This window comes from Telluria sp. ZT3P25 (genome assembly GCF_059685895.1).
In genome coordinates this window covers 724,087-749,996 of record NZ_JCASIJ010000002.1, presented here as the reverse complement: position 1 = coordinate 749,996, position 25,910 = coordinate 724,087, and the positions used below count along the sequence as shown (strand labels likewise).

Below are 25,910 nucleotides of genomic sequence, written 5' to 3'. Positions count from 1 at the left end.
TTGCAAGGGTCGTTGTCGTTAACCAAACACCTGTTAATTTCTTATAAAAATCCGATACTTACGTGAAAGCACCGTCTCGGATCGTAGCAATAAAGGATGATGCCGGACAAGATATTTCTACTTGGGAACATCAGAATGCGGGGCATGCGCACCACACTTTGCCGATTCCTTGCTAGCTAAATATTGCTCTGTGGTTCGATTAAGGCTCGGCCAGTATCGGGTGCCAAACTGCTGTCTTATAATGAGGCGGATCAACAAAGCGAAAGTCAGCATGAAAGAGAAACAGGCAGCACCTTCTTCCTCCTCGAAGTTCAGCCCCAAGCGCCTGATCCTCATCGCATTTGCCAGCCTGTTCGGTCTGGGTGCGATTGGCGTACTCGTGCTCGTGTTCGCCCTGGCCATGGCGTACCCGAACCTGCCGGCGCTGGACACGATCACCGATTACCGGCCCAAGATGCCACTGCGGATCTTCACGGCCGATAACGTCCTGATCGGCGAATTCGGCGAAGAGCGCCGCACGCTGGTCCACTTCAAAGACATTCCCGATGTCATGAAAAAGGCCGTGCTCTCGATCGAAGACGACCGCTTTTATGAACACAGCGGCATCGATTATCTGGGCATCATGCGCGCGGCCGTGCGCAACGCCACCGGCGGCGCGCGCCAGGGCGCCTCGACCATCACCCAGCAGGTAGCGCGCAACTTCTTCCTGTCGTCGGAACAGACCTTCAAGCGCAAGGCGTATGAAGCGATGCTGGCCTGGAAGATCGAGAAGAACCTGTCCAAGGACCAGATTCTCGAGCTGTACATGAACCAGATCTACCTGGGCCAGCGCGCCTTCGGCTTCCAGTCGGCGGCCCAGATCTATTTCGGCAAGGACCTGCGCGACATCACCGTGGCCGAAGCGGCCATGCTGGCCGGTCTGCCGAAAGCCCCGTCGGCTTACAACCCCGTGGTCAATCCGACCCGCGCCAAGACGCGCCAGCAGTACATCCTGGTGCGCATGCACCAGCTGGGCTATATCAGCGACGCCCAGTTCGCCCAGGCCAAGGTCGAGCCACTCAAGATCAAGACCGACAGCGCCGCCTTCGGCGTGCACGCCGAGTACGTGGCCGAAATGGCGCGCCAGCTGGTGTATGAGCAGTTCAAGGAAGACACCTACACGCGCGGCCTGAACGTGTTTACGACCATCACCAAGGCCGATCAGGACGCTGCTTACCTGGCGCTGCGCCGCGGTGTGATGGACTATGAACGCCGCCGTGCCTATCGCGGCCCGGAATCGTTCATCGACCTGCCATCGGGCAAAGCGGCAGCAGACGAAGCGATCGAAGCCGAGCTGGCCGAGCATCCGGACAGCGACAACATCATCGCCGCCGTCGTGCTGCAGGCGTCGAGCACGCAGGTCCAGGCAGCGATCGCATCGGGCGAGACAATCACGCTGTCGGGTCCGGGCCTGGCGTTTGCCAAAGCCTGGCTGTCGGACAAGGCGGCGCCGAACCGGCGCGTGCGCCGCGGCGCCGTGGTCCGCGTGATGCAGGACGAGGAATCGAAGTGGCTGATCACGCAGATGCCCGAAGTGGAATCGGCCTTTGTGGCGGCCAATACCGAAGACGGTGCGATCCGCGCGCTGGTGGGCGGCTTCGACTTCAACCGCAACAAGTTCAACCACGTGACGCAAGCCTGGCGCCAGCCCGGTTCGTCGTTCAAGCCGTTCATCTACTCGGCCTCGCTCGAGCGCGGCCTGTCGCCGGCCACCATCATCAACGATGCGCCGATCAGTTTCGATGCCGGCCAGACGGGCGGCCAGGCGTGGGAACCGAAGAACTACGACAGCAAGTACGACGGCCCGATGACGATGCGGCGCGGTCTGATGCAGTCGAAGAACATGATCTCGATCCGCATCCTGAACAAGATCGGTGCGCGCTATGGCCAGGAATACGCGGCCCGCTTCGGCTTCGAGCCGGAACGTAATCCGGCCTACCTGACGCTGGCACTGGGCGCCGGCGCGACCAATCCGCTGCAGATGGCCGGCGCTTACGCGGTGTTTGCCAACGGCGGCTACCGCGTCAGCCCGTACCTGATCTCGAAGGTCACTGACAGCGATGGCAAGGTTCTGTCCGAAGCACGGCCGGCGCGCGCGGGCGACGAAGCGAACCGCGTGATCGATGCGCGCAATGCCTTCCTGATGGACAGCATGCTCAAGGACGTGGTCCGCCACGGCACTGCAGTCAAGGCGATGGCCCTGAAGCGCACCGACCTGGCCGGCAAGACCGGCACCACCAACGATTCGATCGATGCGTGGTTCGCCGGCTACCAGCCAAAGCTGGTGGGCATCGCCTGGATGGGCTACGACAAGCCGCGCAACCTGGGCGCGCGCGAGACCGGTGGCGGCCTGGCCCTGCCGATCTGGATTGGCTACATGCAAAAGGCGCTGAAAGACCAGCCGATGGTCGAACGCGAGGTGCCGGCCGGTCTGGTGCAGTACGGGTCCGAGTACTACTACGCCGAGACGCCGCCGGGCAGCGGCGTCGAAGCGCTCGACGTCGGCCAGCCGCCGCCGGCGCAGCAACAGCAGGAACGCGACGCGGTGCGGAACGAATTGTTCTGATCACCCGGACATGAAACGATAAAGGCGGCCAACTGGCCGCCTTTGTTTTTATTGCGAGATTGCGTTACACCAGGTTGACTGGCGCCCCGCCCTGCTCGCTCGCATAGCGCCCGAGCGCCGCAAAGAACTCGCTGTCGTCGCGCGTGTTGCGCCACTCGTCACCCACGCGCTTGTAGTGGTAGCCACCCGAGCGCGCGGCCAGCCACATCTCTTGCAGCGGGGCCTGGCTGTTGATGATGATCTTGGTGCCGTTGTCGATGAACTCGATTTCGAGCACGTTGCCGCTGCGCTTGCACTCGACGTCGACGATGTCCTCGTCGTTCAGGCGGTCAAAGGCGGTTTCGATCCGTTTCAGGGTCAGGTCGGCCAGGTCCAAAAATTCGGTTTCGGTCATGCTACACTCCAAATCTGCTAATCAAACCTTGATTCTAATCGTGAAGTCCTCCCTCGCGCTTCCTTTCGGCGCTGCGCTGCTTGCTTCTGCCCTCGCCGGCTGCGGCCAGACCGGCCCGCTGTACATGCCCAACCCACCCGCCAGGCCCGTGCCGGTCGTCGTCGACCAGCCAGCCCAGCCCGTCCCGTCGAACAACGCGTCCACCCCGGCGCCGTACCGCTAACCGTCCGCTTCCACCTTCGCTTTTACCTTATGCCCCACTTCTTGTACCAGGACGGCGTGCTGCACGCCGAAGGCGCTTCCCTGTCCGCCATCGCCGACGAATTCGGCACGCCGACCTATGTTTACTCAAAGGCCACGCTGCTCGAGAACTTCAACGCCTACCAGGATGCCTGCGCCGGGCGCGACGCGCTGGTCTGCTATGCAATGAAGGCCAACTCGAACCTCGCCGTGCTCGACCTGCTGGCGCGCCAGGGTGCGGGCTTCGACATCGTCTCGGGCGGCGAACTGCTGCGCGTGATCGCTGCCGGCGGCGATCCGGGCAAGACGATTTTCTCGGGCGTGGGCAAGACCGAGGCCGAGATGACGCTGGCACTGGAAAAAGGCATCCTGTGCTTCAACGTGGAATCGATCCCCGAACTGCACCGCCTGAACGCCGTGGCCGGCAAACTCGGCATGCGCGCGCCGGTCTCGCTGCGCGTGAACCCGAACGTGGACGCCAAGACCCACCCGTACATCGCCACCGGCCTGAAAGCCAATAAATTTGGCGTTGCCTTCGACGAGGCACTCGACACCTACCGCGCGGCCGCCGCACTGGCGCACCTGGACGTGGTCGGCATCGACTGCCATATCGGCTCGCAGCTGCTGGACGACGCACCGCTGCTCGAGGCGCTCGACAAGCTGATCGACCTGATCGACACGCTGCACGCCGAAGGCATCCACCTGCACCACCTGGACATTGGCGGCGGCATTGGCGTCGACTACGGCGTGGCCGGCGACGCGCCGCCGGTGCCGGTGGGCGACTACCTGGCCCGCCTGTTCGCGCGCATCGACGCCTGGCGTGCGGCAAAGTACGACGGCCAGCCGCTCAAGGTAATCTTCGAGCCGGGCCGCTCGATCGTCGCCGAAGCCGGCGTGCTGCTCACGCGCGTGGAATACCTGAAACCTGGCGCCGAGAAGAACTTCTGCATCGTCGACGCCGCCATGAACGACATGATGCGCCCGACGCTGTACGGGGCCTGGATGGGATTGCAGGCAGTGACGCAGCGCGAGAGCGAAGCGCTGATGTGGGATGTCGTGGGGCCGATCTGCGAATCGGGTGACTGGCTGGCGCGCGAGCGCGGGCTGGCGCTGGAACCGGGCGACCTCCTGGCCATGATGACGGCCGGCGCCTACGGCATGACCATGGCGTCGAACTACAACACGCGCGGCCGCGCGGCCGAAGTGATCGTCGACGGCGACGCCATCCACCTGGTACGCCGCCGCGAGACGCCGACCGAGACCTTCGCGCTCGAAACCCTCATCAAATAAGTAAGCGAGGTCTTGCGTTGTCTTGATGCTGGCGTTGCGGGGGTTTGACGCAGCGCAAACGTCAGTGCGATTCAATCTCCCCCTTATGCTCCCGGCGTAGACTGGTGCTGATAAATCAAGCACTACGCATCGGGAGGCCATATGGCTGAGGACACCGCGGCAGGTCCGTTACTCATGATCAAAGGGGGCGGCTTGCCCGATTTCCCCTTGTATCTTTTATCATTCGACAAGCAGGGGCTTTGCACATCGCCACTCACGCGCGCTGCGCTCCTGGCCGATGTGGCCAGTGGCGGCTTCACCGATCTGCACATCTACTCGCACGGCTGGAACAATGTGTTCGACGAAGCTGTGCGCCACTACACCGAATTCTTCACCGAATACGCTGCCCTGCGCATCACTGCCGGGCTGGACGCGCGCCGCTACCGGCCGCTGGTAGCCGGCCTGATCTGGCCCAGCACGGCGCTGCTCGCACCGGGCGAAGAACCGCCCTCGCTGGCCTCGCCAAGCGATTCCCGGCATACGACGGCAGTCGGCGAAGCCCCGGCGCTGCCCGAACTTGCAGCGTTGGCCAGCGACCTGTCGCCTGCGGATGCCGCGTGCCTCGAGGCCCTGGCGACGCGCTTCGGGCCACTGGAAGGTGCCGACGCGCTGACGCTGGCACGGATTCTGGAACAGGTTTTGTGCCGGCATACGGGTGGCGACAGCGAAGGCACTGTGTCCGCAGGCGATCTCGCCATGCTGCTACAACATTGGGGCACCAGCGCCTCGGGCAACGGTGCGCAACCCGGTACGCAGTCCGGCGCGCCGGGCCGGCTGCCGCTGGCAGAAGAGCCTGTGCCGACCAAGTTGGAAGCGGGCGGCATACTGCGCTTTGTCAATCCACGCGAGATCATCCGCAAGGCGACTGTGTTCCTGATGAAAGATCGTGCAGGCACTGTCGGCTCCACGGGCGTTGCCCATCTGGTGCACGAGGCCGTTGCCGTCGATGGCCTTCGCGTGCATCTTGCCGGTCACTCATATGGCGCCAAGGTCATGCTCGCGGCGCTGGCGAAACTGCCGGCGCCGCTGCGCGTGACGTCGGTGCTGTTGTTGCAGGCGGCGGTCAGTGCCCGCTGTTTCGCCCCGCGCATCACCGAGCAGGACGTTCGGCCTGGCGGCTACCGTGAAGTACTCGCCAAGACCGTCGTGCCGCTGCATGTCACGTTCAGCGCGCAAGACGCTGCGCTGACGCGCTTTTATCCACTGGCCTTGCGGCGCGGCCGCGATATCGCCGAAGTGGAAGCGGGTGCACCGTCGACGCTGTTTGCGGCGCTTGGGGCGACCGGCCCGCAAAACATGGCGCCCGGCGAACTCGATGTCATGCCGCTTCTCGACTGCCCCAGCTTCTACAAGCCCGCTGCCAGGCAGGTGTATGTGCGGGCGCTTGATGGCGCCCAGGGGATTCACGACCATGGCGATGTGCGTAACCGCTATACCGAGTGGGCGCTGGTCAATCTGGTGCTGGCAGGAATGGCTGCAGGAGCGACAAGATGACCGAAGTCGACCGTGTACAGGTTCGCCTGCAACAAGAATATCAGCTGCGCGTGCTGCGCATCTACATGGATTTCACGCCAACCGAGCAGCCGTTGGCGGTGTTCACCCTGACGCTCAGCAAGGGGGAAGACGTGGCACTCCTGACAGCGTCGCTGCCCGAACTGGGGTTCGCTTCGTGCGAGCATGAAGGGCCCCAGGAGGGCATCCTGCCCGATACCTATGCGATTCCGGAGCATGTCGTCGTAGCCTTGAAAGCCTGGCTCGATGAAGACGCAGCAGCCGGCCAGCCATTGTGGCTACGGCTATCCGTACCGCTCGGCCTCCTGGCCGCCGTGCCTTGGGAAGAATTTCTGCAGCCACAGCTGGGTGTACCGATCCTGCGCCTGCCCTGCCAGGCGCTAGCGCCGCGCATTCCACGCGCCGGTATCGATACGGTCGTCTGCCTGAGTTCCCCGGCGAATGAACCGGACTTGCAAGAACGTGTCGACGCCTTCGTGCGCGAAGTCCCGCCCGAGCTGGCGCAGCGCACGCGATTTCATTTGTTTGGCGACCGCACCATCTATCCCTACCTGTGCGACCTGCAGCGCCAGTACCAGGGCCGTGTGCGCATCGCGATTTACGACCCGCGCGGAGCCGTGAAAGTGGCCGCCGGCGCACAATCGGCCAATCCCTGGCTGGGATGGATGGAAGCCGCACTGGGCCAGGGTAGCGTCGACTTCGTGCACTTCATCTGCCATGGCGCGCGATCGCTCGACGAAGGGATGCTGCTGCTCGCAGCCGCGCCCGGCAAAGAACACACTGGCCAGCCTTCGTGCGTGGACCATACCAGTCTGGTCGCGTTCCTCGACTATCTCGGTGCATGGTGCGTCGCTTTCACGTCCGCACCGACCGAACGTTCGGCTGCAGGCTTGCGCATGCTGCAGACAGCAGTCGCGCAACATCGGCCCGGGCCGGCCGTCGTGCATGACATGAACGTACCGGGGAGCCGGGAGGCGCTGCAGGCCACCTACCGCTTCCTGCTCGGCGAGGACGCTCACCCGCCTGCGGCCGCCGCGGTGGCGCTGTACTGTCATCCAATACTGCTCGCCGCGCACGCAAATGACGCGGTCAGCAACCGGCAACTGGCAAGCTATACACTCGATGAGCGCTTGCACGGCAAGGTTAGCGATCCTGCCATTCCGTGGCTGGCGTCGAGCCAGCGCAAGCTCGAGAGCACGGCCGGTGCGCTGGCCGAAGCCGTCGAAGCCGGCGCCGTTGGGCGTGCCCAAGCGCGCAAGCTCGTGCTCGATGCGGTCACGCGCGAAGTCCGAAAAGCGGCAGCAGGGCAAGCTCGCCGCAGGAGAGCGACATGAGCATCGTCATCGCGCTGGATAGCATGTACAAGGGCTCGCCCACGGTGCATCTGATCGATCCCGGCATCGCAAACGACCACGACAACAAGGCGAAATTACTCAGCCGGCAACGCATCCTCGACGTCGAGCGGCTCGTCGAGGCCCTGCCGCATGCTGTCGACAGGGATAAACACATGCAATACATCGGCACTGCGCTGATGGACCTTCTGAAAACACACCCAGTGATTGCTGCGAGGATGGCGCAAAAACTGCATCCTTTTACCGAGCACGAAGAGCCCATCTACTTGTACTTCAAGAGTCCAATGGCCCAGCTGGAGCGCTGGCCATGGGAAGCCATGTACACGCCGGACGTGCACTTCCTATCCATGAACAAACACTTTCCGATCGCCCGTTCGCAGTGCTGCAAGAACGCCCGGATCGAATGGCCATTCGATCCGCCACTGCGCATCCTGGCAGTACTGGGCGCGGGTGGCGACATCAGCGGGCACGAAAAGCCGATCACCGGCAAGGCTCAATGGAAGAGCTTGTGCCATGCGGTGAGCCAGAGCGGACTGCCGGTTGAACTGCGGGTACTGACCTGCGAGCGCCTCCTGAAGAACGCCATCAACCGACAGCGGCTCGGCTGGGCCAAGGCTGACCTGATTCCACCAAGCGGACCGGCACGCGAGGAGCACGAGCCGCCGCAAGCCGGTTTCGAGCCGCGCGACCTCCTGTTCGACTACATCAAGGCCTACGCGCCCCACATCCTGCATATCTTTTCGCACGCGTGCGCCAACCCACATCCCCAGTTGCAGGTCGCCACCTATAAGGACTGGGAGCTCGGCAAACCTGGAAGCATTCTTATCGACAGCATGCAAGTAATGGCACGTGCCAATAGCGGCAACAGCATCTGGATGGTCACGCTCAATTGCTGTGAAACCGCGATGGATGCGCAGGCTGGCGGGCCGCTGTCAATGTCAGTGGCCGCGGCCCTTGCACGTCAGGGCATCCCCGCAGCCCTCGGCATGCGCGAACGCATCCAGGAAAACTTTGCCGATATCTTCAGCTACACGTTTTACCAGAACCTGCTGGAAGACCTGAAAAAACGCATCGCCAACGTGCCTTCCACAGGCGGGCTGGTCGACGTCCACTGGGCCAGCGCCCTGCTCCCGATTCGCCAGCTCAGCGGGCAAGACAGCACACCACCCGAGTGGACGCTGCCTGTCATGCACGCCGTCTACGACTTCAAGCTGATGATCAAAGGTAGCGCGCCGCATGCGCCGGCACTGCAGGCACAAGCACATTCGAACGGGGCGAAACGCGGCCACAGGCCGCGTCATCTGTCCGCAGCGACAAGAATGTTGCTCGAAGATGAACGTCTGCAATTGAACGAGGAGCGCAAGCTTTTGGCAGACATTCCTTCTGTCGTCGAGGATATCGACCGACGTATCGCCAGGATTGAAACAATCCTCAATCAAGCGTCAGGAGCCCCCCATGCAACAGCAAGTTCGTCCATCACAACTGCAAATCAACGCGTTTGATGGCAACGCGAGCCAGCTCAGTGCACTGGCTGGCAAGTGGCACACCTGGACCATGCAGCATGCGCCGCCGGCCATCCTCCCCTATCTGCGCTCGCTTCCGAAGGCCGATCCACGCGACTGGCATGACGAACGTGTCGGTTGGGGCCTGGTACTGCCATTTAACCCCGCACTCACGCCCGAACAATCGATGACGGCGATCGACGCTCCCGAACCAATCCGCGAGCTCGTGCAGCGCCGTGGGACAGATGGCGGGCCTGCCCCGGTACTGCGCCATGTCCCTGAAGATGGACACATTGGCTTTCTGCGCCGTGGCGCGGTCGACCTGCCTGTCAACCAGTCGCTCTACGGCGTCGGGGAGCGCGCGGTGCCGCGCTATCTGCTGATCCATGCGGGACCCGACACCATCCCCTGGGAGACGCAATACGCGCTGCAAGGTAGCCGCTGCGTGGGCCGCCTGAGCCTCGAAGGTGACCAGCTTGTCAACTACGTCAACGCCCTGCTGGATGACTGGGGTGACACCAGCGCCGACCGGCATGCAGCCCTTGTCTGGTCGGCCGACCACGGCATTGACGACATTACCAGCCTGATGCGCCAGTCCATTGCCGTGCCATTGGTCCAGAAACTGCGCGCCGACGACGAGATCGGCAACGGCACCTGCTTCCTCGATGGCAGTGCTGGTGAGGGCAGCGCAACCCGCCTGGCGCGCGAATTGGCCGAGCGCCGCCCCGGTTTCATCGTTACGACCAGCCACGGCATGACCGGACCGCTGAACGATGTGGGGACGATGGCGGCGCAGTTGGGCTTGCTGGTCGACAGCGATTACGGTCTGGTCCGCCCGGAAGCGCTGCTGAGCAACTGGCAGCCCGACGGCGCCATTTGGTATGCGCATGCCTGCTGCGGCGCCGGCAGCGACGCCCGAAGCCTGTTCGATGGCCTGCTCGAACGGGATTCGCCCGTCGACCAGCTATTGCAGGGCGTCGCGCGCTGTGGTGCGCGCGTGGCGCCACTGCCTCAGGCGCTGCTGGGCGCCCGGCGTCCACTGCGTGCCTTTATCGGGCACGTGGAACCCACCTTCAACTGGACGCTGCAACAACGCGAAACCGGCCAGTTCACAACGGATCCTTTGATCAGCGCACTGTACGACGAGCTGTTCCAGCCAGTGCCGATTGGCTTATCGCTGGCACCGCTGTCAGCGCAACTGGGGGGACTGTACATGGATTATGATCGCTTCCTGCGCAAGACCAGGCATTACCAGATGCTGCACCGTCTCTTGGTGGTGCGCGATATCCAGAGTACCGTGATTCTGGGTGATCCGACGGTCGCGCTCCCGCTCTGAGCGCGCAAGGCGTCAGGTACGCTCGGTGCGCATAGTAGCGGCCTTGGTGCGACTCCAGACGAGGCGCGCACCGAGAAGCAGTGCCACGATGAGGCCAAAGATGATCGGTCTGGCGAAATCGTTCTTGCCCTCTTTCATCCACCAAAAGTGCAGGATCGACAGCGGCGCGATCAGGTAGATCAGGCGGTGCAGCCATTGCCAGCGCTTGCCGCCCAGGCGCTTGATCATCGCGTTGGTCGATGTCGCTGCCAGCGGGATGAGCAGCACGAAGGCGATGAAGCCCACCAGAATGAACGGCCGCTTGATGACGTCGGCCAGCATCGCCGGCACATCGAAGAAGTGGTCGAACCACAGGAATGCCGTGAAGTGCACGAGTGCATAGAAAAACATGAACAGGCCAATCATGCGGCGCAGCTTGACGAGCCAGTTCCAGCCGGTCAGGCGCCGCAGCGGCGTCACTGCCAGCGTGATGCACAGGAAGTACAGCGCCCATTCGCCGCTGCCCTTGGTGATCGCCGCCAGCGGATCCGAAAAACTGCCGCTGGCGGTGCCCCAGACCAGGCGCGCGAAGGGGACCAGAGAAAGCACAAAGACAATGGCCTTGACCCACCCGACCTGTTTGCTGTTCAACCCTGCCATCAGAAATAACGCTTCAAATCCAGGCCGGTATACAGCGACGACACCTGGTCGTAGCCATTGAACATCAGGGTCTTGCGCTTTGGTGCGAACAGGCCCGATTCACCGATGCGGCGCTCGCTGGCCTGCGACCAGCGCGGGTGGTCCACGTTCGGATTCACGTTCGAGAAGAAGCCGTACTCGCGCGGGGCCATGTCGTTCCAGGCGGTCTTCGGCTGGCGCGAGAGCAGGCGGATGCGCACCAGCGACTTGGCCGACTTGAAACCGTACTTCCATGGCACGACGAGGCGCACCGGCGCGCCGTTCTGGTTCGGCAGCACCTGGCCATACATGCCCATCGTGAGCATCGTCAGCGGGTGCATGGCTTCGTCGATGCGCAGGCCCTCGACGTACGGCCAATCCAGCACGCCACTACGCAGGCCGGGCATCTGCTTGGCGTCGGCCAGCGTTGTGAATTCGACGAACTTGGCGTTGCCGGTCGGTTCCACCTGCTTGAGCAGGTTCGACAGCGAATAGCCGACCCACGGAATGACCATCGACCAGCCTTCGACGCAGCGCAGGCGGTACACGCGTTCTTCTAATGGCGCGAGTTTCAGCAGGCTGTCGATGTCGAGCGTGAGAGGTTTCTTGACCTCGCCCTCGATGCGCACGGTCCAGGGCCGGGTGCGCAGCGTGTGCGCGTTCTCGGCCGGGTCACCCTTGTCGAGGCCAAATTCGTAGAAATTGTTGTAGCCGGCAGCGTCCTTGAACGGGGTCTGCTTTTCGTCGGTCGACAGCGCCACATTGGCGCGCGCCGCGAGCTTCTGGCCGGCGGTCTGGGCAAAGGCTTCGCGGTTGGCCATCTCCCAGACGCCGCTGCCGACAGCGGCCGTGGCGGCCATGCGGGTGATGAATTCACGCCGGCCGGTATAAATCTCTTGCGGCGTGATTTCGGAAGGGTACGGAAGATCGAGTCCGTTGGGATTGCGTTTGAAGAGCATGGCTGGCCTCGCGAGCTTGGGAAGCTTCACATTACACGAAGTTCCCTTAAGCTTGCGTTAGGCGGCCAACACTATCGGGTCAGCGCCCGCGCCTTCTTTACAGCTCGCCGTACGAGTGCAGGCCCGACAGGAACATGTTCACGCCCAGGAAGGCGAACGTGGTCACCAGCAAGCCGACCACCGCCCACCAGGCCGCGACACGGCCGCGCAGGCCCGTCATCAAGCGCATGTGCAGCCACGCCGCGTAGTTCAGCCAAACGATCAGCGCCCACGTCTCTTTCGGATCCCACGACCAGTAGCCGCCCCACGCTTCAGCGGCCCACAGGGCGCCGAGGATGGTGGCGACGGTGAAGAACGCGAAACCGACCGAGATCGACTTGTACATCACGTCGTCGAGCACCTCGAGCGAAGGCAGGCGGTCGACCAGCATGCCATGCGACTTGAGCAGATAGGCCGACGCGACCATCGCAGCGAGTGCAAAGGTGCCGTAACCGATGAAGTTGGCCGGCACGTGGATTTTCATCCACCAGCTCTGCAGCGCCGGCACGAGTGGCTGGATCTGGGCGGCGTCGCGCGAGACCGTGTACCACAGCAGGAAGCCGACGGCAGCGCCAATGATCAGCATCACGAACGGGCCCAGCTGACGCGTGGCGTAATGTTCTTCGTAATACAGGTGGAACAGCGCGGTGATGAGGGCGAACAGGATGAACACTTCGTACAGGTTTGACACCGGGATGTGGCCAACGTCCGGGCCGATCAGGTACGACTCGTACCAGCGCACCATCATGCCGACCGCGCCGATCACGACTGCGGCCCAGCACAGCGCCGCGCCCACGCCGCCTCCAAACTTGCCGCGGCTTAACAGGCCAACCCAGTAGAACACGGTCGAGAACACGAACAGCGCGCTCATCCACAGGATGGCCGACTGGCTCGACAGCATGTACTTCAGGAAGAATTTCTGCTCGGCAGCAGCCAGGTTGCCGTCGTACAGCGCGATCGCGCCCAGCGACAGCACGGCGACCAGCGGCAGCAGCCAGCGCATCGGTTTCCAGTACCAGCCCAGCACGGCAAACACGGGCGCCGTGCACACCAGGATCACCTCTTCATAGATGTCCATGAAGTGGCCGTAACGGTTCAGCGCGAACAGCGCCGCGGCGCACAGGGCCAGCGCGTACAGCCAGTCAAGCGGACCCAGGCGGCGGAAATAGCCCGGCGCTTCCTGGTATTGGTCGGTCGGGCGCGCCGGGGCGCCAGTCTTGGGTTGTGACAGTTCCATTGTTTTCTCCAGGCCCGCGCAGCTTACGCCGGTTGTGGCAGCTTTACAGTCAAGTCTTCGTACTCGCGCTCGAAATCGAGCGTCTTGCGTTGCGTGCTCATGGCCATCAGCGCCTCGGCGCCAGCCTCCGGGTTACCGGGCACGTCGCGCACCCAGATCCAGACGCGCCGTTCGCGAATGTAGAACATTGCGAACACGCCCAGCACGAGCAGGACACAGCCGAAGTAGACCACGTTCTTGCCCGGCGAGCGCGTCAATTGCAGCACCGAGGCCTTCACTTCGGTGAAATCGTCGAGCTGCAGATACACCGGCGCACCGTACAGATAACTGTCCGACAACGCATTGGTGGCCAGTTGCAGGAAGCGGCCATTGGCGTCCGTTGGCGCGGCGGGAGCGTCGCCATTCTTTTCGCGCGCTACTTGCCACAGTTCCCACAGCGTGCCGTTGAGCATCTTCATGAAGATACCGGCTGCTTTCTCCTGCTCGGCCTGCGGAATCTTTTCCAGGAACTGGGCCACGCCAACGAAGCCGCCGCGACCGTCGCCGCCGGCGAAGATGCCGAGCGTGCGTGCGGCCGACTCCTGCAACTGGCCGGCCAGGGCGCTTCCGGGATTGCCGCCCAGCGCCCGCGCGGCATAGCGGCGCGCCGCAACGGCGCGCGCCTCCGGGTCGGCCAGCGCCGCGCGCAGGCGCATCCAGTCGCCCACGCCAAAGCGTTCGTCGACGGGAATGCGCAGGAAGCTGAAGCTTTCCGACGGGTTCGCGCGCACGCCGGCCAGATAGACTTGCGCGCCGTCGAGCGTCATCGGCTGCATGTAGTTCATGTATTCGCGCGCCTGGCCGCTGGCGTCGCGCAACTTGTATTGCACGCTGGGGCCGACGTTCTTGAGGTCCTTGGTGGCGTCCGGATTGGCAGCCGCGCCCGAGGCCTTGCCCAGCGTGGCAGCGAACTGTTCGTTGAACGTTTTGCCCTTGCTCACCGCGCGCACGTCATTGCCCTGGCTGATGTTTTCGACGTTGAACGGGCGGAAACCCGACCACTCGACCGCATAGGTATCGCCACCGATCTTCAGTTCGGTGGCGCTGTTGACTTCGCCTTCGATCGGGAAACTGGCGCTGCCGGTACCGTTCATCGGAAACCCTGTCAGCCGCAGTTTGCTGCCGCCATCGTCAAAGCTCGACTGGTAGACGGCGATGCCCTTGTAGATCAGCGGATGATTGACCTTGATGGTCGACTCGAACGTGTGACCGGTTTCCAGATCGCGCACGACCACGTCGCTGGCAAACAGTTTCGGCATGCCGGTCGAATAGAACTCGATATGGAATTTCTTGAGCTGCAGCGAGAACGGCAGCTCCTGCACCAGCACACCCGTCGGCTGGTTCAGGATCGCGCTGCGGCTGGCCTGCCCCTCGGCAATGGCGGTATTGCCACGGAAGGTCGGGTTGCCCGTCCCCAGGCGGTGCTGGGCGGGAATGTCCGCGATTGCGCCGCTGCCGGTGAATGGCGTCTTGTTGAAGATCCATTGTTGGATGCGCACTGGCAAGTCCGAATCGAGTGTGCCTCCCACCAGGATCACGATGATCGACGAGTGCGCGAAGATGTAGCCGAACTTGTTGCCGGCGCCCTTCTTGGCCGTGACCAGCGTGCCGCCATCCTTCTCGACAATCTTGGTGGCGTAGCCGGCGTGGCGCAGGCGCAGTGCGCTCTGCTCGGCCAGTGCGCTCGTCGAGAGCGGCGCCTGCCATTCGAGCTTGTGGTGGAAGTTGCGCAGCGAATCGAAGCGCACGTTCTCGCGCCAGCTACGCATGTCGCGCATCATTTTCGGCGCATTGCGGATCAGGCACAGGCCGGTGGACATGACCAGCACCACCAGGATCACGAGGAACCACCAGCTGGAATACACGCTGTACAGGCCGAACTTGTTGAAAATCTCGAACCAGAACGGGCCGAACTGGTTGACGTAATTCGACATCGGCTCGGCCTGTTTGAGCACGGTGCCGATGATCGACGAGATGGAGATGATGGTGAGAAGACTGATCGCAAACCGCATCGATGAGATCAGTTCGACCGCCTCGGCCAGACCACGGCGGCGGGTGTTCAGTGTAATTCCGGTGGTACTCATGCTTTACAACTTTCTTCCTGCGCGGCGGGTAACCGCTTGCAGAAAGGGGGCAGCCCGTTGCTGCCGCCCTTCCTGCGTTCAATATTGCTTATGCGAGATCGTGGAGTCTCTTAGCGCAAGCCGGCGATATAGTCGGCCACCGCGCGCATTTCAGCCGTCGACATGCGCTGCGAGAGCGTGGTCATTTGCGGGCTGTTGGCGCGGGTGCCACTCTTGAATGCTTCGAGCTGGGCGGTCGTGTAATCCTGATGCTGGCCTGCAAGGCGCGGATATTGTGCGGGGATGCCACTGGCATTGGCGCCATGACAGCTGGCACAGGCCGCCACGCCACGCTCGGCGATGCCGCCGCGATAGATCTTGCGGCCCAGTTCAACGGTGTCCTTGTTCTTTGCTGCGCCCGGTTTGTGCACCTGCACCGCCAGCCAGGCCGCGATGTCCTTCTTCTCGGCGTCGGTGAGCATCTTGGCGTAGGTCGTCATGATCGGCTGCTGGCGATTCGGGGTCGTGAAATCGACCAGTTGCTTGTGCGTGTAGCTGGCGAACTGGCCCGACAGCTTGGGATTGGCAACGATGGACGAATTGCCCGCCGCGCCATGGCATGACACGCAGGCTGGCAGGCCGCGCGCCGGGTCGCCCGCATCGTACAGCGCGCCGCCCCGGGCCGGATCGGCCTTGAGGGCAGGTACCGCTGCGGGCGCTGCTGCTGTTGCCGCCGGGAGTCCCCCGAAAACAGTTAGTGTGACCAACAGTGTTTTGAGCAGGGGGGACGACAAGCGGTTCATACTAGCACCTTGAAAAAGTCAATAATTGAAGGTTCAGTGCAGCGCCCTTGATTGCCTGGGCCATGGGGCTGGCAGGCAGCAATCAACCCCTTATTGTACAATAGCTTTGTTTCTCCAACGCCATTTCGTAGTCCTCTTATACCTTCTCCCCAATGTCCAGATTATGGCAAGCCCGGTTCTTTACGACCGTGAATCAGTTGCGCGACCTTCCCGACACTACTGTGCCGGAAATCGCCTTCGCCGGGCGCTCCAACGCCGGCAAATCCACAGCGATCAATATCCTCACGAACCAGAAGGGTCTTGCCTTCGCGTCGAAGACGCCAGGTCGCACGCAGCACATCAATTATTTCTCGATCGGCGGCGCCCATGTGGGCCAGCACCGCAAGGACGCAGTCCGGCTCGATGAAATCGAAGCGCTGCTGGTCGACTTGCCGGGCTACGGTTACGCCGAAGTGTCGGGCACGGCCAAGCTGCACTGGCAAAAGCTGCTGGGCGACTATGTCCAGCGCCGCGACCAGCTCGCTGCGCTCATCCTGATCATGGATTCGCGCCGCCCGTTCACCGACCTGGACGTCCAGATGCTCGAATGGTTTGCCCCCACCGGCAAGCCGATCCACTGCATCCTGACGAAGGCCGATAAGCTCAACCGCAACGAGTCGACCAACGCCCTGCGCGAAGCGCGCGGCGTGCTCGAAAGCTACGTCGATGAAGATGGCGTGGGCTTCCCGTTCACGGTACAGCTGTTCTCGGCGCTCAAGCGCATCGGCATCGAAGAAGCCGATGCCAAGATCCTGGCGCTGGCCGGACTGGACGGCGTTGCCGGCGAGTACGAAGGTGAGCAAGAAGAAGAGCACGAAGAATCTGGCGCGCCGTCGGCGGACGACGATCAAACCTCCGCCTGATCCTGCAAGGAGCTATTCGATGAGCATCATCACTTCCGCCTATCCGGCGGCCCGGCCGCGCCGCATGCGCCGCGACCCGTTCTCCCGCGCCATGATGCGCGAGAACACGATTACCGCATCCGACCTGATCTATCCCGTGTTCGTGCTGGAAGGCCAGAACGTGCGCCAGGAAGTCGGCTCGATGCCGGGCGTGGCCCGCGTCTCGCTCGACCTGCTGCTGAAAGTGGCCGAAGAATGCGTCGCGCTCGGGATTCCGGCGCTGGCGCTGTTCCCGCTGGTCGACCAGTCGGTGAAAACCTATGACGGCATCGAAGCGACCAACCCGGACGGGCTGGTACCGCGCGTGGTCCGCGAGCTCAAGCGCAACTTCCCCGAGCTGGGCATCATCACCGACATCGCGCTCGATCCGTACACGACCCACGGCCAGGACGGCCTGCCGGACGAGAACGGCTATATCGTTAATGAAAAGACGATCGAGATGCTGGTCAAGCAAGCACTCACGCACGCTGACGCCGGCGTGGACATCGTCGCACCATCGGACATGATGGATGGGCGCATCGGCGCGATCCGCACCGCGTTCGAGGCGCAAGGTCATATTCATACGCGCATCATGGCGTACTCGGCCAAGTATGCGTCCGCGTTCTACGGCCCGTTCCGCGATGCGGTCGGCTCATCAGCCAATCTCGGCAAGGCCGACAAGAACACTTACCAGATGGACCCGGCCAACAGCGATGAAGCACTGCGCGAAGTGGCGCTGGACCTGGCCGAAGGCGCCGACATGGTGATGGTGAAACCAGGCATGCCGTATCTGGACATCGTGCGCCGCGTAAAGGATGAGTTCAGGGTGCCGACGTTTGCCTATCAGGTCAGCGGCGAGTACGCGATGCTCAAGGCAGCCGCGCTCAATGGCTGGCTCGACCATGACAAGGTCATGATGGAATCGATGATGGCGTTCAAGCGCGCCGGCGCCGATGGGGTGCTGACGTACTTTGCAATGGATATTGCCCGGAAATTGAAGGCAGGTTAACCACCCGCACACCCAACAAAAAACCGTGCCATGGCACGGTTTTTTTACGAAACAGCTGGGGTCAGGTCTGACATTCGGACACGAACTCAACCTTTTACACATCTAACGGTGTCGGCATGGCCCGGTGCCAGCTAGTCCGGCACAGCTGCAAAGCTGGGGTCAGGTCTGACATTCGGACACGGCCTCAGCTTTGGCCATCCAATGGTGTCTTGCCCGGTATTGGCATGGCCCGGTGCCAGCCAGTTTTGACTGCCCGACTGTCGAGGTCGTGTCCGAATGTCAGACCTGACCCCGGCTTTTTTTTCCACATTCATCAACCTCCCGGCGGCGGCCGGTATTCCGGGAACATTTCTTTGTACAAGAACTCGGTCAGGCGCGCTTCGTCTGCTGGCCGTGCACTGAGCTTCACCACGCGACCCAGGCGGTGCGAATCCCACTCGAAGTCGCCGGTCTTTTCCTTGCGGATCAGTTCGATCATCTTCTTGATGACGGCCGTTTCGATGTCGCGTGCGCTGCCCTGCTCCACCGTTACCGCCGTCAGCCAGCGCCGCTTGAAGCTCGGGTTCCAGCCGCGGAACTTCAGGTCCATCGTGTTGAACGTCTTGTTCGATATCGAGAAGATGCCACCCGACTCGTTGCTGTCGTCGCGGCCGCGGCCGTTGATCGCGGCGATGTTCGCCAGCGCGTTGCGGTTGCCGCGCACCGCGTCGCTTTCCGGGGTTTCCACTTCGCTGCCGGTCGGTGCGCCGCGGCGCTCGCGCTGGGCTTTGACGTAGGCAGCCATGTCCATGTCAGGCGGGACCTCGGTCTTCGGCTGTGGCGGCTGCGGTGGTGGCGGTGTGCGCTCGACCGGCTTTTCGTCGGGAATCGTGATCGTGTCCGGCAGGCGCTGGACGAACACGCGCTCCGGTTGCTTCGGACGCGGCGTTTCGCGCCGGGGCGTCGGTTTCGGTGCGGGCTTGGGCTTTTGCTCGCGCTGGGCCTTGGTCGGCTGCTGCAGCGGCTGGACAAAGAACACGTCAGTTTCGCGCTCGGATGCCGGGCGCGCTGTCTTCTGCTCTTTTTCGGGCGGCTTGAAGATGAAGATCGCCAGCAGCAGCAAGTGCAGCGCGATCGTGCCGATCAGGCCGCCGCGCTTGGAGCCCTCGCGCTCGTATTGCGGCCCAGGGCGTACCAGTGGCTGTCCGCAGTGGGAGCAAACTTCGCTGTCCTGATCGTAGGAGTGGGGATGGTCACGCAAGGTAGATCGGTATCCTGGAAGCGACGTCTAAAAAAACAGCAGAGAGCCGCAGTCTAACCGTTTTAGAGTACCTGCGCATCACGCCAGCGAGCGGACTGCACCGCTGCTGGCGTTGATGGTTGTTACTAAATGTTTCCGAAATTAAGCATGCTGAGCAACCGGGACATCGTCGGCCTTCGCGAGCTGATCGTCCGTCATCGGTCCCGTGCCACTGAAGCGGTCCAGGTACAGGTAGATGACCGGCGTGATGTACAGCGTAATCACTTGCGAGAAGATCAAGCCGCCGCACACCGCCAGGCCCAGTGGCTGGCGTAGTTCGGCACCGGCGCCGATACCGAGCGCGATCGGCAGCGCGCCCATCAGCGCGGCCAGCGTCGTCATCAGGATCGGCCGGAAGCGCAGGATGCACGCTTCGCGGATCGCCTCTTGCGGACTCATGCCGAGCGTGCGCTGCGCATCGAGCGCGAAGTCGATCATCATGATGGCGTTCTTCTTGACGATACCGATCAGCATCAGGATGCCGATCATCGCGATCAGCGTCAGGTCCTTGTCGAAGATCCACAGCGTCAGCAGCGCACCGACCGCTGCCGACGGCAGGCCGGCCAGAATGGTCAGCGGGTGGATATAGCTTTCGTACAAGACGCCCAGCAGCACGTAGATGACGCCGATGGCCGTCAGGATCAGGATCAGCTGGCTCGACTGCGTGTCCTGGAACACGGCCGCGTCGCCGCCATAAGTGGCAATCACGGAGGCCGGCAACTTCATCGCCGTACCCATCTGTTCGATGGCGGCGGTAGCGTCGCCCAGCGGCACGCCCGGCGCAAGGTTGAACGACAGCGTGATCGCCTGCAATTGCCCTTGGTGATTCACTTGCAGCGGGCCGACCGTACGGCGCACCGTGGCAATGCTCGACAGCTTGACCAGGTCACCCGACTTGCTGCGCACCGACACGCGCGACAGCGCTTCGTCATAGTAACGGTCGCTGGCGGCCGCTTCCAGGATCACGTAGTAGCTGGCAGCCGTCGAGTAGATGGTGGACACCTGGCGCTCGCCAAACGACGCGTACATCACGGTGCGGATATCGTCCATTTCCAGGCCCAGCAGTGCAGCCTTGTCGCGGTCGATATCCACGGTCGCTTGCAGCGCCTTGTTCTGCGAGTCGCTGTTGACGTCGCGGAAGCGCGCATCCTGCCGCATGCCTTCCAGGAACCGTTCGGCCCAGCCGCCGATTTCGCCGCCCGAGACGCTCTGCAGCGTGTACTGGTAGCGCGCCTTGCTCTGGCGGCCACCCAGTTGCAGGTTTTGCTGGGGCGACATGAATACCTGCACGCCCGGCACGGCGCGCGTGGCCTTGCGCAGGTCGTCGATCACGAGATCCATCGGTGGGCGCTCGCCGCGGGGTTTCAGTACCAGGAACATGCGGCCCGTATTGCCGCCGCCGCTGAACGAGGTCGTGTCCTGCACATACGGATTGGCGCGGACGATGTCCACTACCTTGCCCTGCAATTCGGCCAGCGCGACCGACGATGTGTCTTCGGACGCCTCGACGTTCACACGGATCTGGCCGATGTCTTCTTCGGGGAAAAAGCCCTTGGGCATCGTCATGTACAGCACGGCGGTCAGCACGAAGGTGCCCAGCGCCAGCATCAGGACCAAAAAGCGGTGGCGCAGCGCGGTGTCGAGCGTGCGGCCATAGCCGTTGCGCACATTGGTGAACATGGCTTCGAACCGGCGGCCGATCCACGACATGTCTTTCGGATCGACGTGGCCGCCATCCTTGAGCAGGCGCGAGCACAGCATCGGCACGAGGGTCAGCGAGACGATCGCCGAAACCATCACGGCCAGGCCAACGATCACGGCAAATTCGCGGAACAGCAGGCCGATCACGCCCGGCATGAAGAAGATCGGGATGAACACGGCCACCAGCGAAATCGAGATCGAGATGATGGTAAAGCCCATTTCGCGCGCGCCGACAAGCGATGCATGCATCGGCTTCTTGCCCATCTCCATGTGGCGCACGATGTTTTCCAGCACCACGATCGCATCGTCGACCACCAGGCCGACGGCCAGCGTAATGCCCAGCAGCGAAATATTGTCGAGGCTATAACCCAGCCAGTACAGCAGCGAGAGCGCGCCCAGCAGCGAGATCGGCACCGTCACGGCCGGAATGAACGTGGCGGCCGCGCGGTGCAGGAACAGGAAGATGACCAGGATCACCAGCATCACCGTGCCCAGCAGCGTCAGGTTGACGTCGTGGATTGCTTCGCGGATCGACAGCGAACGGTCGTTGACGAGCTCGATCTTGATCGAGGCCGGCAATTGCCCTTCGAAGCGGGGAATCAGCGCGCGCACGGCGTCGACCACTTCGACCGTATTGGCGTTGGGCTGGCGCTGCACCATCAGCGAGATCGAACGTTCGCCGTTCAGGCTACCCATGGCCTTGACCGACTGGTAGCTGTCCTGGACGTCGGCGATATCGCGCAGGCGCACTGGCATGCCTTCGCGCGTGGCGACGATCAGGTTGGCAAAATCAGCCGCCTTCATCAGCTGGCCGCCGCCCTGGATCGTCAGCGCCTGGGTCGGACCATCGAGGATACCCAGCGGCGTGTTCGAGTTGGCCGCGCGCAGTGCTGCTGCCAGCTCGTCCATCGAGATATTGCGCGCGTTCATCAGGTCGGACTTGGCACGCACGCGCACGGCGAAGCGCTTGCCGCCGTTGATCGAGACTTGCGAGACGCCCTGCACGGTCGAGATCGCCGGCGAGATCAGATTCTCTGCGTAATCGTTCAGCTCCGACAAGTCCATCGACGGCGAGGTCAGGTGCATGAACAGGATCGGGGCATCAGCCGGGTTGACCTTGCGGTAGGCCGGCAGTTCTGTCATCTCGAGCGGCAAGCGGCGCTGCGCCACCAGCAGCGCCGCCTGGACGTCGACCGCAGCCTTGTCGACATCGATCGCGGTGTCGAATTCAAGGGTGATATTGGTGTCGCCCTGGGTGCTGCTCGACGTGATCAGCTTGATGCCGGCAATGGTCGAGAACTGTTTCTCGAGCGGCAGCGCGACCGACGAGGCCATCGTCTCGGGACTCGCGCCCGGCAGGTTGGCCGAGACGTTGATGACCGGCGTGTTGTAGCTTGGCAGTGCGGCGACCGGGATCTTCATGTACGACAGGATGCCCACCAGCACCAGGCTGATCGACAGCAGCACCACCATCACCGGCCGGCGGATACACAGTTCGGACAGGTTCATGCCTGTTCACCCTGCTTGGGTTGCGCAGTGGAAGCCGGCTTGTCGGCGGCAGGCTTGGCTGCCTGGGCCAGGCGCACTTTGCCACCCGGCCGCAGGTTCTGCTTGCCTTCGGTGATCACCTGCTCGGCGCCGGTCAAACCCGTGACGGCAGCGTGGTCGCCAAATGCATACACGCGCTTGACCGGCACCTGCCGCGCCGAGTCGCCTTCGGCCAGCACATAAACGAACGTGCCGTTGGTCGATGTGATGATCGCTGTTTGCGGGATCACGAGGGCGTCCTTGAGCGTTTGCACGACCACACGCGCGGTCACGTACTGGCCGGGCCACAGGCTGGTCTTGTTGTTGGAGAATTCGCCCTTGACGCGGATGGTGCCAGCCTGCGCGTCGACGGCGTTGTCGATGAAGCTCAGGCGGCCAGCGACCGGTTTCGCGTCGGCGCCGCTCGTCACGTGGACGTCGACGTTGCCGGCTCGCTGGGCGCCGAGCAGCGCGCCGAGCGTCGATTCCGGCAGCGTGAACGAGACATTGATCGGGTCGAGCTGGGTAACGGTGGTCAGCGACGTCGTCATCTGCACCAGCGCGCCTGGATGGACGTCAATAGCGCCTACGCGCCCCGACATCGGCGCGCGGATCGATGTATAGCTGGCGCTGACCTGGGTGGCGCGCATCGCCGCCTGGTTGGATTGCACCAGCGCGCGCTGGGCTTCCACCTGGCTCAGCAGGGAGTCGAGCGCGCTCTGGGCCAGGAAGTTCTGCGATACCAGCTCCTGGCTGCGCTTGTACTGGCGGTCCAGGTCGGCCAGCGTGGCGCGGTCGCGCGCCACCTGCGCTTCGGCGCGCGCGACATTGGCCTGGTCGGCGCGGTCGTCGAGCGAGAACATCAGTTCGCCTTCCTTGACGAACTGGCCTTCGCGGATATGGACCTTGCGGATGGTGGTGACGGTCTGCGGATGCAGGTTCACGGTGCGCACCGGCGTGACGGTACCGTTGGCGAACAGCTCGACGCCGACATCGCGCCGCTCGGGCTTGACCACGCTGACGGTCACCGGTGGCTGGCCGCCGCCCTGCCCTTTGGCGCCTGGCGCCTGGGCCTTGGCCTCATGACCCTGATTGAAGTACCAGCCGCCAGCGACGACCAGCGCCGCCACGACGGCGACGACACCGACATTCTTCTTGTTCATGCTTGTCCCTTGCCGCCAGTGCCGACGGCTCTCTCAGTGATGCTGCTTGTTGATGTGGCCATTGCGCGCGCGCATTGTCCCACACTGTCGTTACGGCTTTATTTTGCTTGTTGGTTTTTATTTGTTCGGGTAATACGTGGGCAGCATCAGCGTGACTTCCAGGCCGCCTTCCGGATGGTTGGCCAGGCTGATGCTGCCGCCGTGCTGCTCCGTGATATTGCGTGCGATCGTCAGGCCCAGGCCGGTGCCGCCCGACTCGCGCGAGCGCGATGTCTCCACGCGGTAGAACGGATCGAACACGCGCACCAGTTCGCTGCGCGGAATGCCCGGCCCGCTGTCGCGGATGCGGATGCGCGCGGTGCCGTTGGTGCGGTCGACGCAGACGCGCGCATCGCGCCCGTACTTGACCGCGTTGTCGATCAGGTTGACCAGGCAGCGGCGCATGTCGATCGGCCGGCCCAGCACGGCGATCGAGGCCTTGCCGGCGAGCGTCACGGCCTGGCCGGCATCGGTCGCGTCAGCGCACACGGCCTCGAGCAGTGAATCCAGATCGAGCATCTGCATCGTCTCGGTCGTGTCCATGCTGCGCGCCAGTACCAGGCCTTCGCGCACCATTTCCTGCATCGCCGACAGGTCGCCGATCAGGCGGTCCTGCAGTTCGGTGTCGCTGACCTTCTCGAGCCGCAGGCGCATGCGCGTGAGCGGCGTTTGCAGGTCGTGCGTGATCGCGGCGAGCATCTGCGTGCGCTGGAAGATGTACTGGCGGATGCGCGCCTGCATCGCATTGAAGGCTGCGCTGGCCTGGCGGATCTCAATCGCGCCGACCAGGTCGAGCGGCGCGCGGTTGATGTCCTGGCCCAGGTCTTGCGCGGCTTGTGCAAGCTGCTTGAACGGGCGCGCGGTCATGCGTGCCACGAAGTAGGCCAGCACCGCGATGCTGACCAGGAACATGCCCAGGATGATGCTCGTGTCGACATCCTCACCGACCAGCCGCGGTGGCAGCACCGACAGTTGCAGTTCGGCGCCATCGCGCAGCCGCACGTCGATCGACTCACAGGCGCCCTCCCACTTCATGCTCAGCAAACCGTACATCACAGGCTGCGTTTGCACGACACCACAGGCAGTCGGGCGCGTTGCGCGTGAGGCCACCAGATAACCCTTGCCCAGACGCTTGGCCAGCGACGCGGCAAACGGCGTCAGGGGCGCCGCTTCCGGCGGCATATCGCCCACCTGGAGCTGCAGGCCCGGGCGGTTGGCAACATCGAGGTAGATCGAGCGGGCCGACGCCGGGACGATCTCGGTGGCCATGATCAGCTGCTCGGCGCGTTCGAGCACGTGCGCATCGCGCTGGTTTTCGAAGTCGCGCAGGCGCTGGTAGTCGGCCGCCAGCTGCGTCAGCGCGGCCGAGGTCAGAATGCCCAGCAGCAGCGTGAGAAACACGCGCCCGGTCATCGACCCGAAGAACGCTTTCACGCCGCCGGCTCCACGGTGACCTGGCCGGCCAGCACGTAGCCGCCGTTGCGCACCGTCTTGATAATCTGCGGCATGCGCGCGTCTTCGCCAAGCTTCTGGCGCAGGCGGCTAATCTGGATGTCGATCGAGCGGTCGAACGGATCGGCGTCGCGGCCCTGCGTGAGGTTGAGCAGCTGGTCGCGATTGAGCACGCGGTTCGGGTGTTCGAGGAACACGCGCAGCAGGCGGAATTCGGCGCCCGAGAGCATGATGACGATGCCGTCCGGGTTGAGCAGGTGACGCGCGGTCAGGTCGAGCGTCCAGCCCGAAAAGCGCATCTGCTGCACGTTCTCGGATGGCGTGTTCGACGGCATCGCGTGCGAGCGGCGCAGCACGCTGCGGATGCGCGCCAGCAGCTCGCGCGGCTCGAACGGTTTCGGCAGGTAGTCGTCGGCGCCCATTTCCAGGCCCAGGATGCGATCGAGCGGCTCGTTGCGGGCGGTGAGCATGATGACAGGCAGGCTCGAGGTGGCGCGCAGCTTGCGGCACAGCGTCAGGCCATCGTCGCCGGGCATGTTCAAGTCGAGCACGATGAGGTCGGGACGCGTTTCGTCGAGCGTCTTCCACATCGCGGTGCCGTCGGCGGCGCCGAGCGTCCGGTAACTGTTGGACTCGAGGTAGTCGGCCAGCAGCGTGCGGATGTCGCGGTCGTCGTCGACGATCAGAATCGTAGAGGGATTATCCATAACCGCAATTATCCGAATTTATGACAAGACCGGCGGAAGTATTTGT

The 25,910-nt window shown here is 63.2% G+C and carries 20 protein-coding genes; 9 read left to right on the top strand and 11 right to left on the bottom strand.

Translation table 11 applies throughout. The features are described 5' to 3' along the window. Positions 1–271 precede the first annotated feature (271 nt). Positions 272–2,605 carry a penicillin-binding protein 1A gene (locus tag AC56LY_RS21960; RefSeq protein WP_499583139.1) on the top strand — a complete coding sequence of 778 codons (2,334 nt, stop codon included), beginning with the start codon at positions 272–274 and terminating at the stop codon, positions 2,603–2,605. A gap of 64 nt (positions 2,606–2,669) precedes the next feature. Here AC56LY_RS21960 and cyaY read toward each other — a convergent pair whose 3' ends face one another. Next, the gene (cyaY, locus tag AC56LY_RS21955; protein ID WP_258837190.1) at positions 2,670–2,999 is read right to left on the bottom strand and encodes an iron donor protein CyaY; all 330 of its coding nucleotides are present in this window, start codon (positions 2,997–2,999) and stop codon (positions 2,670–2,672) included. Between the two features lie 40 nt (positions 3,000–3,039). Here cyaY and lptM point away from each other — a divergent pair, with 40 nt between their 5' ends. From lptM to AC56LY_RS21925, 6 genes are all read left to right on the top strand, one after another. Next, positions 3,040–3,222: an LPS translocon maturation chaperone LptM gene (gene lptM / locus AC56LY_RS21950; RefSeq protein WP_332530650.1), complete on the top strand. Its 183-nt coding sequence runs from the start codon at positions 3,040–3,042 to the stop codon at positions 3,220–3,222. 29 nt (positions 3,223–3,251) lie between these two features. Continuing rightward, a complete protein-coding gene (gene lysA, locus AC56LY_RS21945; protein ID WP_499583136.1) occupies positions 3,252–4,529 on the top strand; it encodes a diaminopimelate decarboxylase in 1,278 nt (425 codons plus the stop codon). Positions 4,530–4,703: 174 nt separating this feature from the next. Next, complete coding sequence (locus AC56LY_RS21940) at positions 4,704–6,062, top strand: hypothetical protein (RefSeq protein ID WP_499583134.1); 1,359 nt, start codon at positions 4,704–4,706, stop codon at positions 6,060–6,062. Continuing rightward, on the top strand, positions 6,059–7,414 hold the full coding sequence (locus AC56LY_RS21935) for a hypothetical protein (protein ID WP_499583132.1): 1,356 nt from the start codon (positions 6,059–6,061) through the stop codon (positions 7,412–7,414). The genes AC56LY_RS21940 and AC56LY_RS21935 overlap by 4 nt, the downstream gene beginning before the upstream one ends. Continuing rightward, a complete protein-coding gene (locus AC56LY_RS21930; protein ID WP_499583130.1) occupies positions 7,411–8,934 on the top strand; it encodes a CHAT domain-containing protein in 1,524 nt (507 codons plus the stop codon). Before AC56LY_RS21935 ends, AC56LY_RS21930 begins: the two co-directional genes overlap by 4 nt. Beyond that, positions 8,888–10,270, top strand: a complete 1,383-nt coding sequence (locus tag AC56LY_RS21925) for a hypothetical protein (RefSeq protein WP_499583128.1) — start codon at positions 8,888–8,890, stop codon at positions 10,268–10,270. The genes AC56LY_RS21930 and AC56LY_RS21925 overlap by 47 nt, the downstream gene beginning before the upstream one ends. A 12-nt stretch (positions 10,271–10,282) precedes the next feature. Here the strand turns inward: AC56LY_RS21925 and msrQ are convergent, their stop codons facing one another. The 5 genes from msrQ to AC56LY_RS21900 form a co-directional block, all read right to left on the bottom strand. Beyond that, on the bottom strand, positions 10,283–10,909 hold the full coding sequence (gene msrQ / locus AC56LY_RS21920; protein ID WP_499583126.1) for a protein-methionine-sulfoxide reductase heme-binding subunit MsrQ: 627 nt from the start codon (positions 10,907–10,909) through the stop codon (positions 10,283–10,285). Next, positions 10,909–11,886 carry a protein-methionine-sulfoxide reductase catalytic subunit MsrP gene (gene msrP, locus AC56LY_RS21915; protein ID WP_258837186.1) on the bottom strand — a complete coding sequence of 326 codons (978 nt, stop codon included), beginning with the start codon at positions 11,884–11,886 and terminating at the stop codon, positions 10,909–10,911. The genes msrQ and msrP overlap by 1 nt, the downstream gene beginning before the upstream one ends. Positions 11,887–11,983: 97 nt before the next feature. After that, positions 11,984–13,162, bottom strand: coding sequence for a c-type cytochrome biogenesis protein CcsB (gene ccsB / locus AC56LY_RS21910; RefSeq protein ID WP_499456455.1), 1,179 nt, complete (start codon positions 13,160–13,162; stop codon positions 11,984–11,986). A gap of 23 nt (positions 13,163–13,185) precedes the next feature. Beyond that, a complete protein-coding gene (locus AC56LY_RS21905; protein WP_499583123.1) occupies positions 13,186–15,285 on the bottom strand; it encodes a cytochrome c biogenesis protein ResB in 2,100 nt (699 codons plus the stop codon). Positions 15,286–15,395: 110 nt separating this feature from the next. Continuing rightward, a complete protein-coding gene (locus AC56LY_RS21900) occupies positions 15,396–16,067 on the bottom strand; it encodes a c-type cytochrome (protein ID WP_499583121.1) in 672 nt (223 codons plus the stop codon). A 152-nt stretch (positions 16,068–16,219) separates the two neighbouring features. On the opposite strand from AC56LY_RS21900, the gene yihA reads away from it, so the two are divergent. After that, positions 16,220–16,969: a ribosome biogenesis GTP-binding protein YihA/YsxC gene (yihA, locus tag AC56LY_RS21895; RefSeq protein WP_499583119.1), complete on the top strand. Its 750-nt coding sequence runs from the start codon at positions 16,220–16,222 to the stop codon at positions 16,967–16,969. A gap of 19 nt (positions 16,970–16,988) precedes the next feature. Further along, positions 16,989–17,996, top strand: coding sequence for a porphobilinogen synthase (gene hemB, locus AC56LY_RS21890; RefSeq protein ID WP_499583117.1), 1,008 nt, complete (start codon positions 16,989–16,991; stop codon positions 17,994–17,996). A 313-nt stretch (positions 17,997–18,309) separates the two neighbouring features. On the opposite strand, the gene AC56LY_RS21885 is transcribed toward hemB, so the two are convergent. The 5 genes from AC56LY_RS21885 to AC56LY_RS21865 form a co-directional block, all read right to left on the bottom strand. Continuing rightward, positions 18,310–19,236, bottom strand: coding sequence for a hypothetical protein (locus AC56LY_RS21885; protein ID WP_499583115.1), 927 nt, complete (start codon positions 19,234–19,236; stop codon positions 18,310–18,312). A gap of 141 nt (positions 19,237–19,377) precedes the next feature. Next, positions 19,378–22,485, bottom strand: coding sequence for an efflux RND transporter permease subunit (locus tag AC56LY_RS21880; RefSeq protein WP_499583113.1), 3,108 nt, complete (start codon positions 22,483–22,485; stop codon positions 19,378–19,380). Further along, positions 22,482–23,666 carry an efflux RND transporter periplasmic adaptor subunit gene (locus AC56LY_RS21875; protein ID WP_499583111.1) on the bottom strand — a complete coding sequence of 395 codons (1,185 nt, stop codon included), beginning with the start codon at positions 23,664–23,666 and terminating at the stop codon, positions 22,482–22,484. Before AC56LY_RS21875 ends, AC56LY_RS21880 begins: the two co-directional genes overlap by 4 nt. 117 nt (positions 23,667–23,783) lie before the next feature. Next, positions 23,784–25,139 (bottom strand): ATP-binding protein, encoded by a 1,356-nt coding sequence (locus AC56LY_RS21870; protein ID WP_499583109.1) that lies wholly within the window; start codon positions 25,137–25,139, stop codon positions 23,784–23,786. After that, positions 25,136–25,864, bottom strand: a complete 729-nt coding sequence (locus tag AC56LY_RS21865; RefSeq protein WP_183554216.1) for a response regulator — start codon at positions 25,862–25,864, stop codon at positions 25,136–25,138. The genes AC56LY_RS21870 and AC56LY_RS21865 overlap by 4 nt, the downstream gene beginning before the upstream one ends. Between the last annotated feature and the right edge of the window lie 46 nt (positions 25,865–25,910).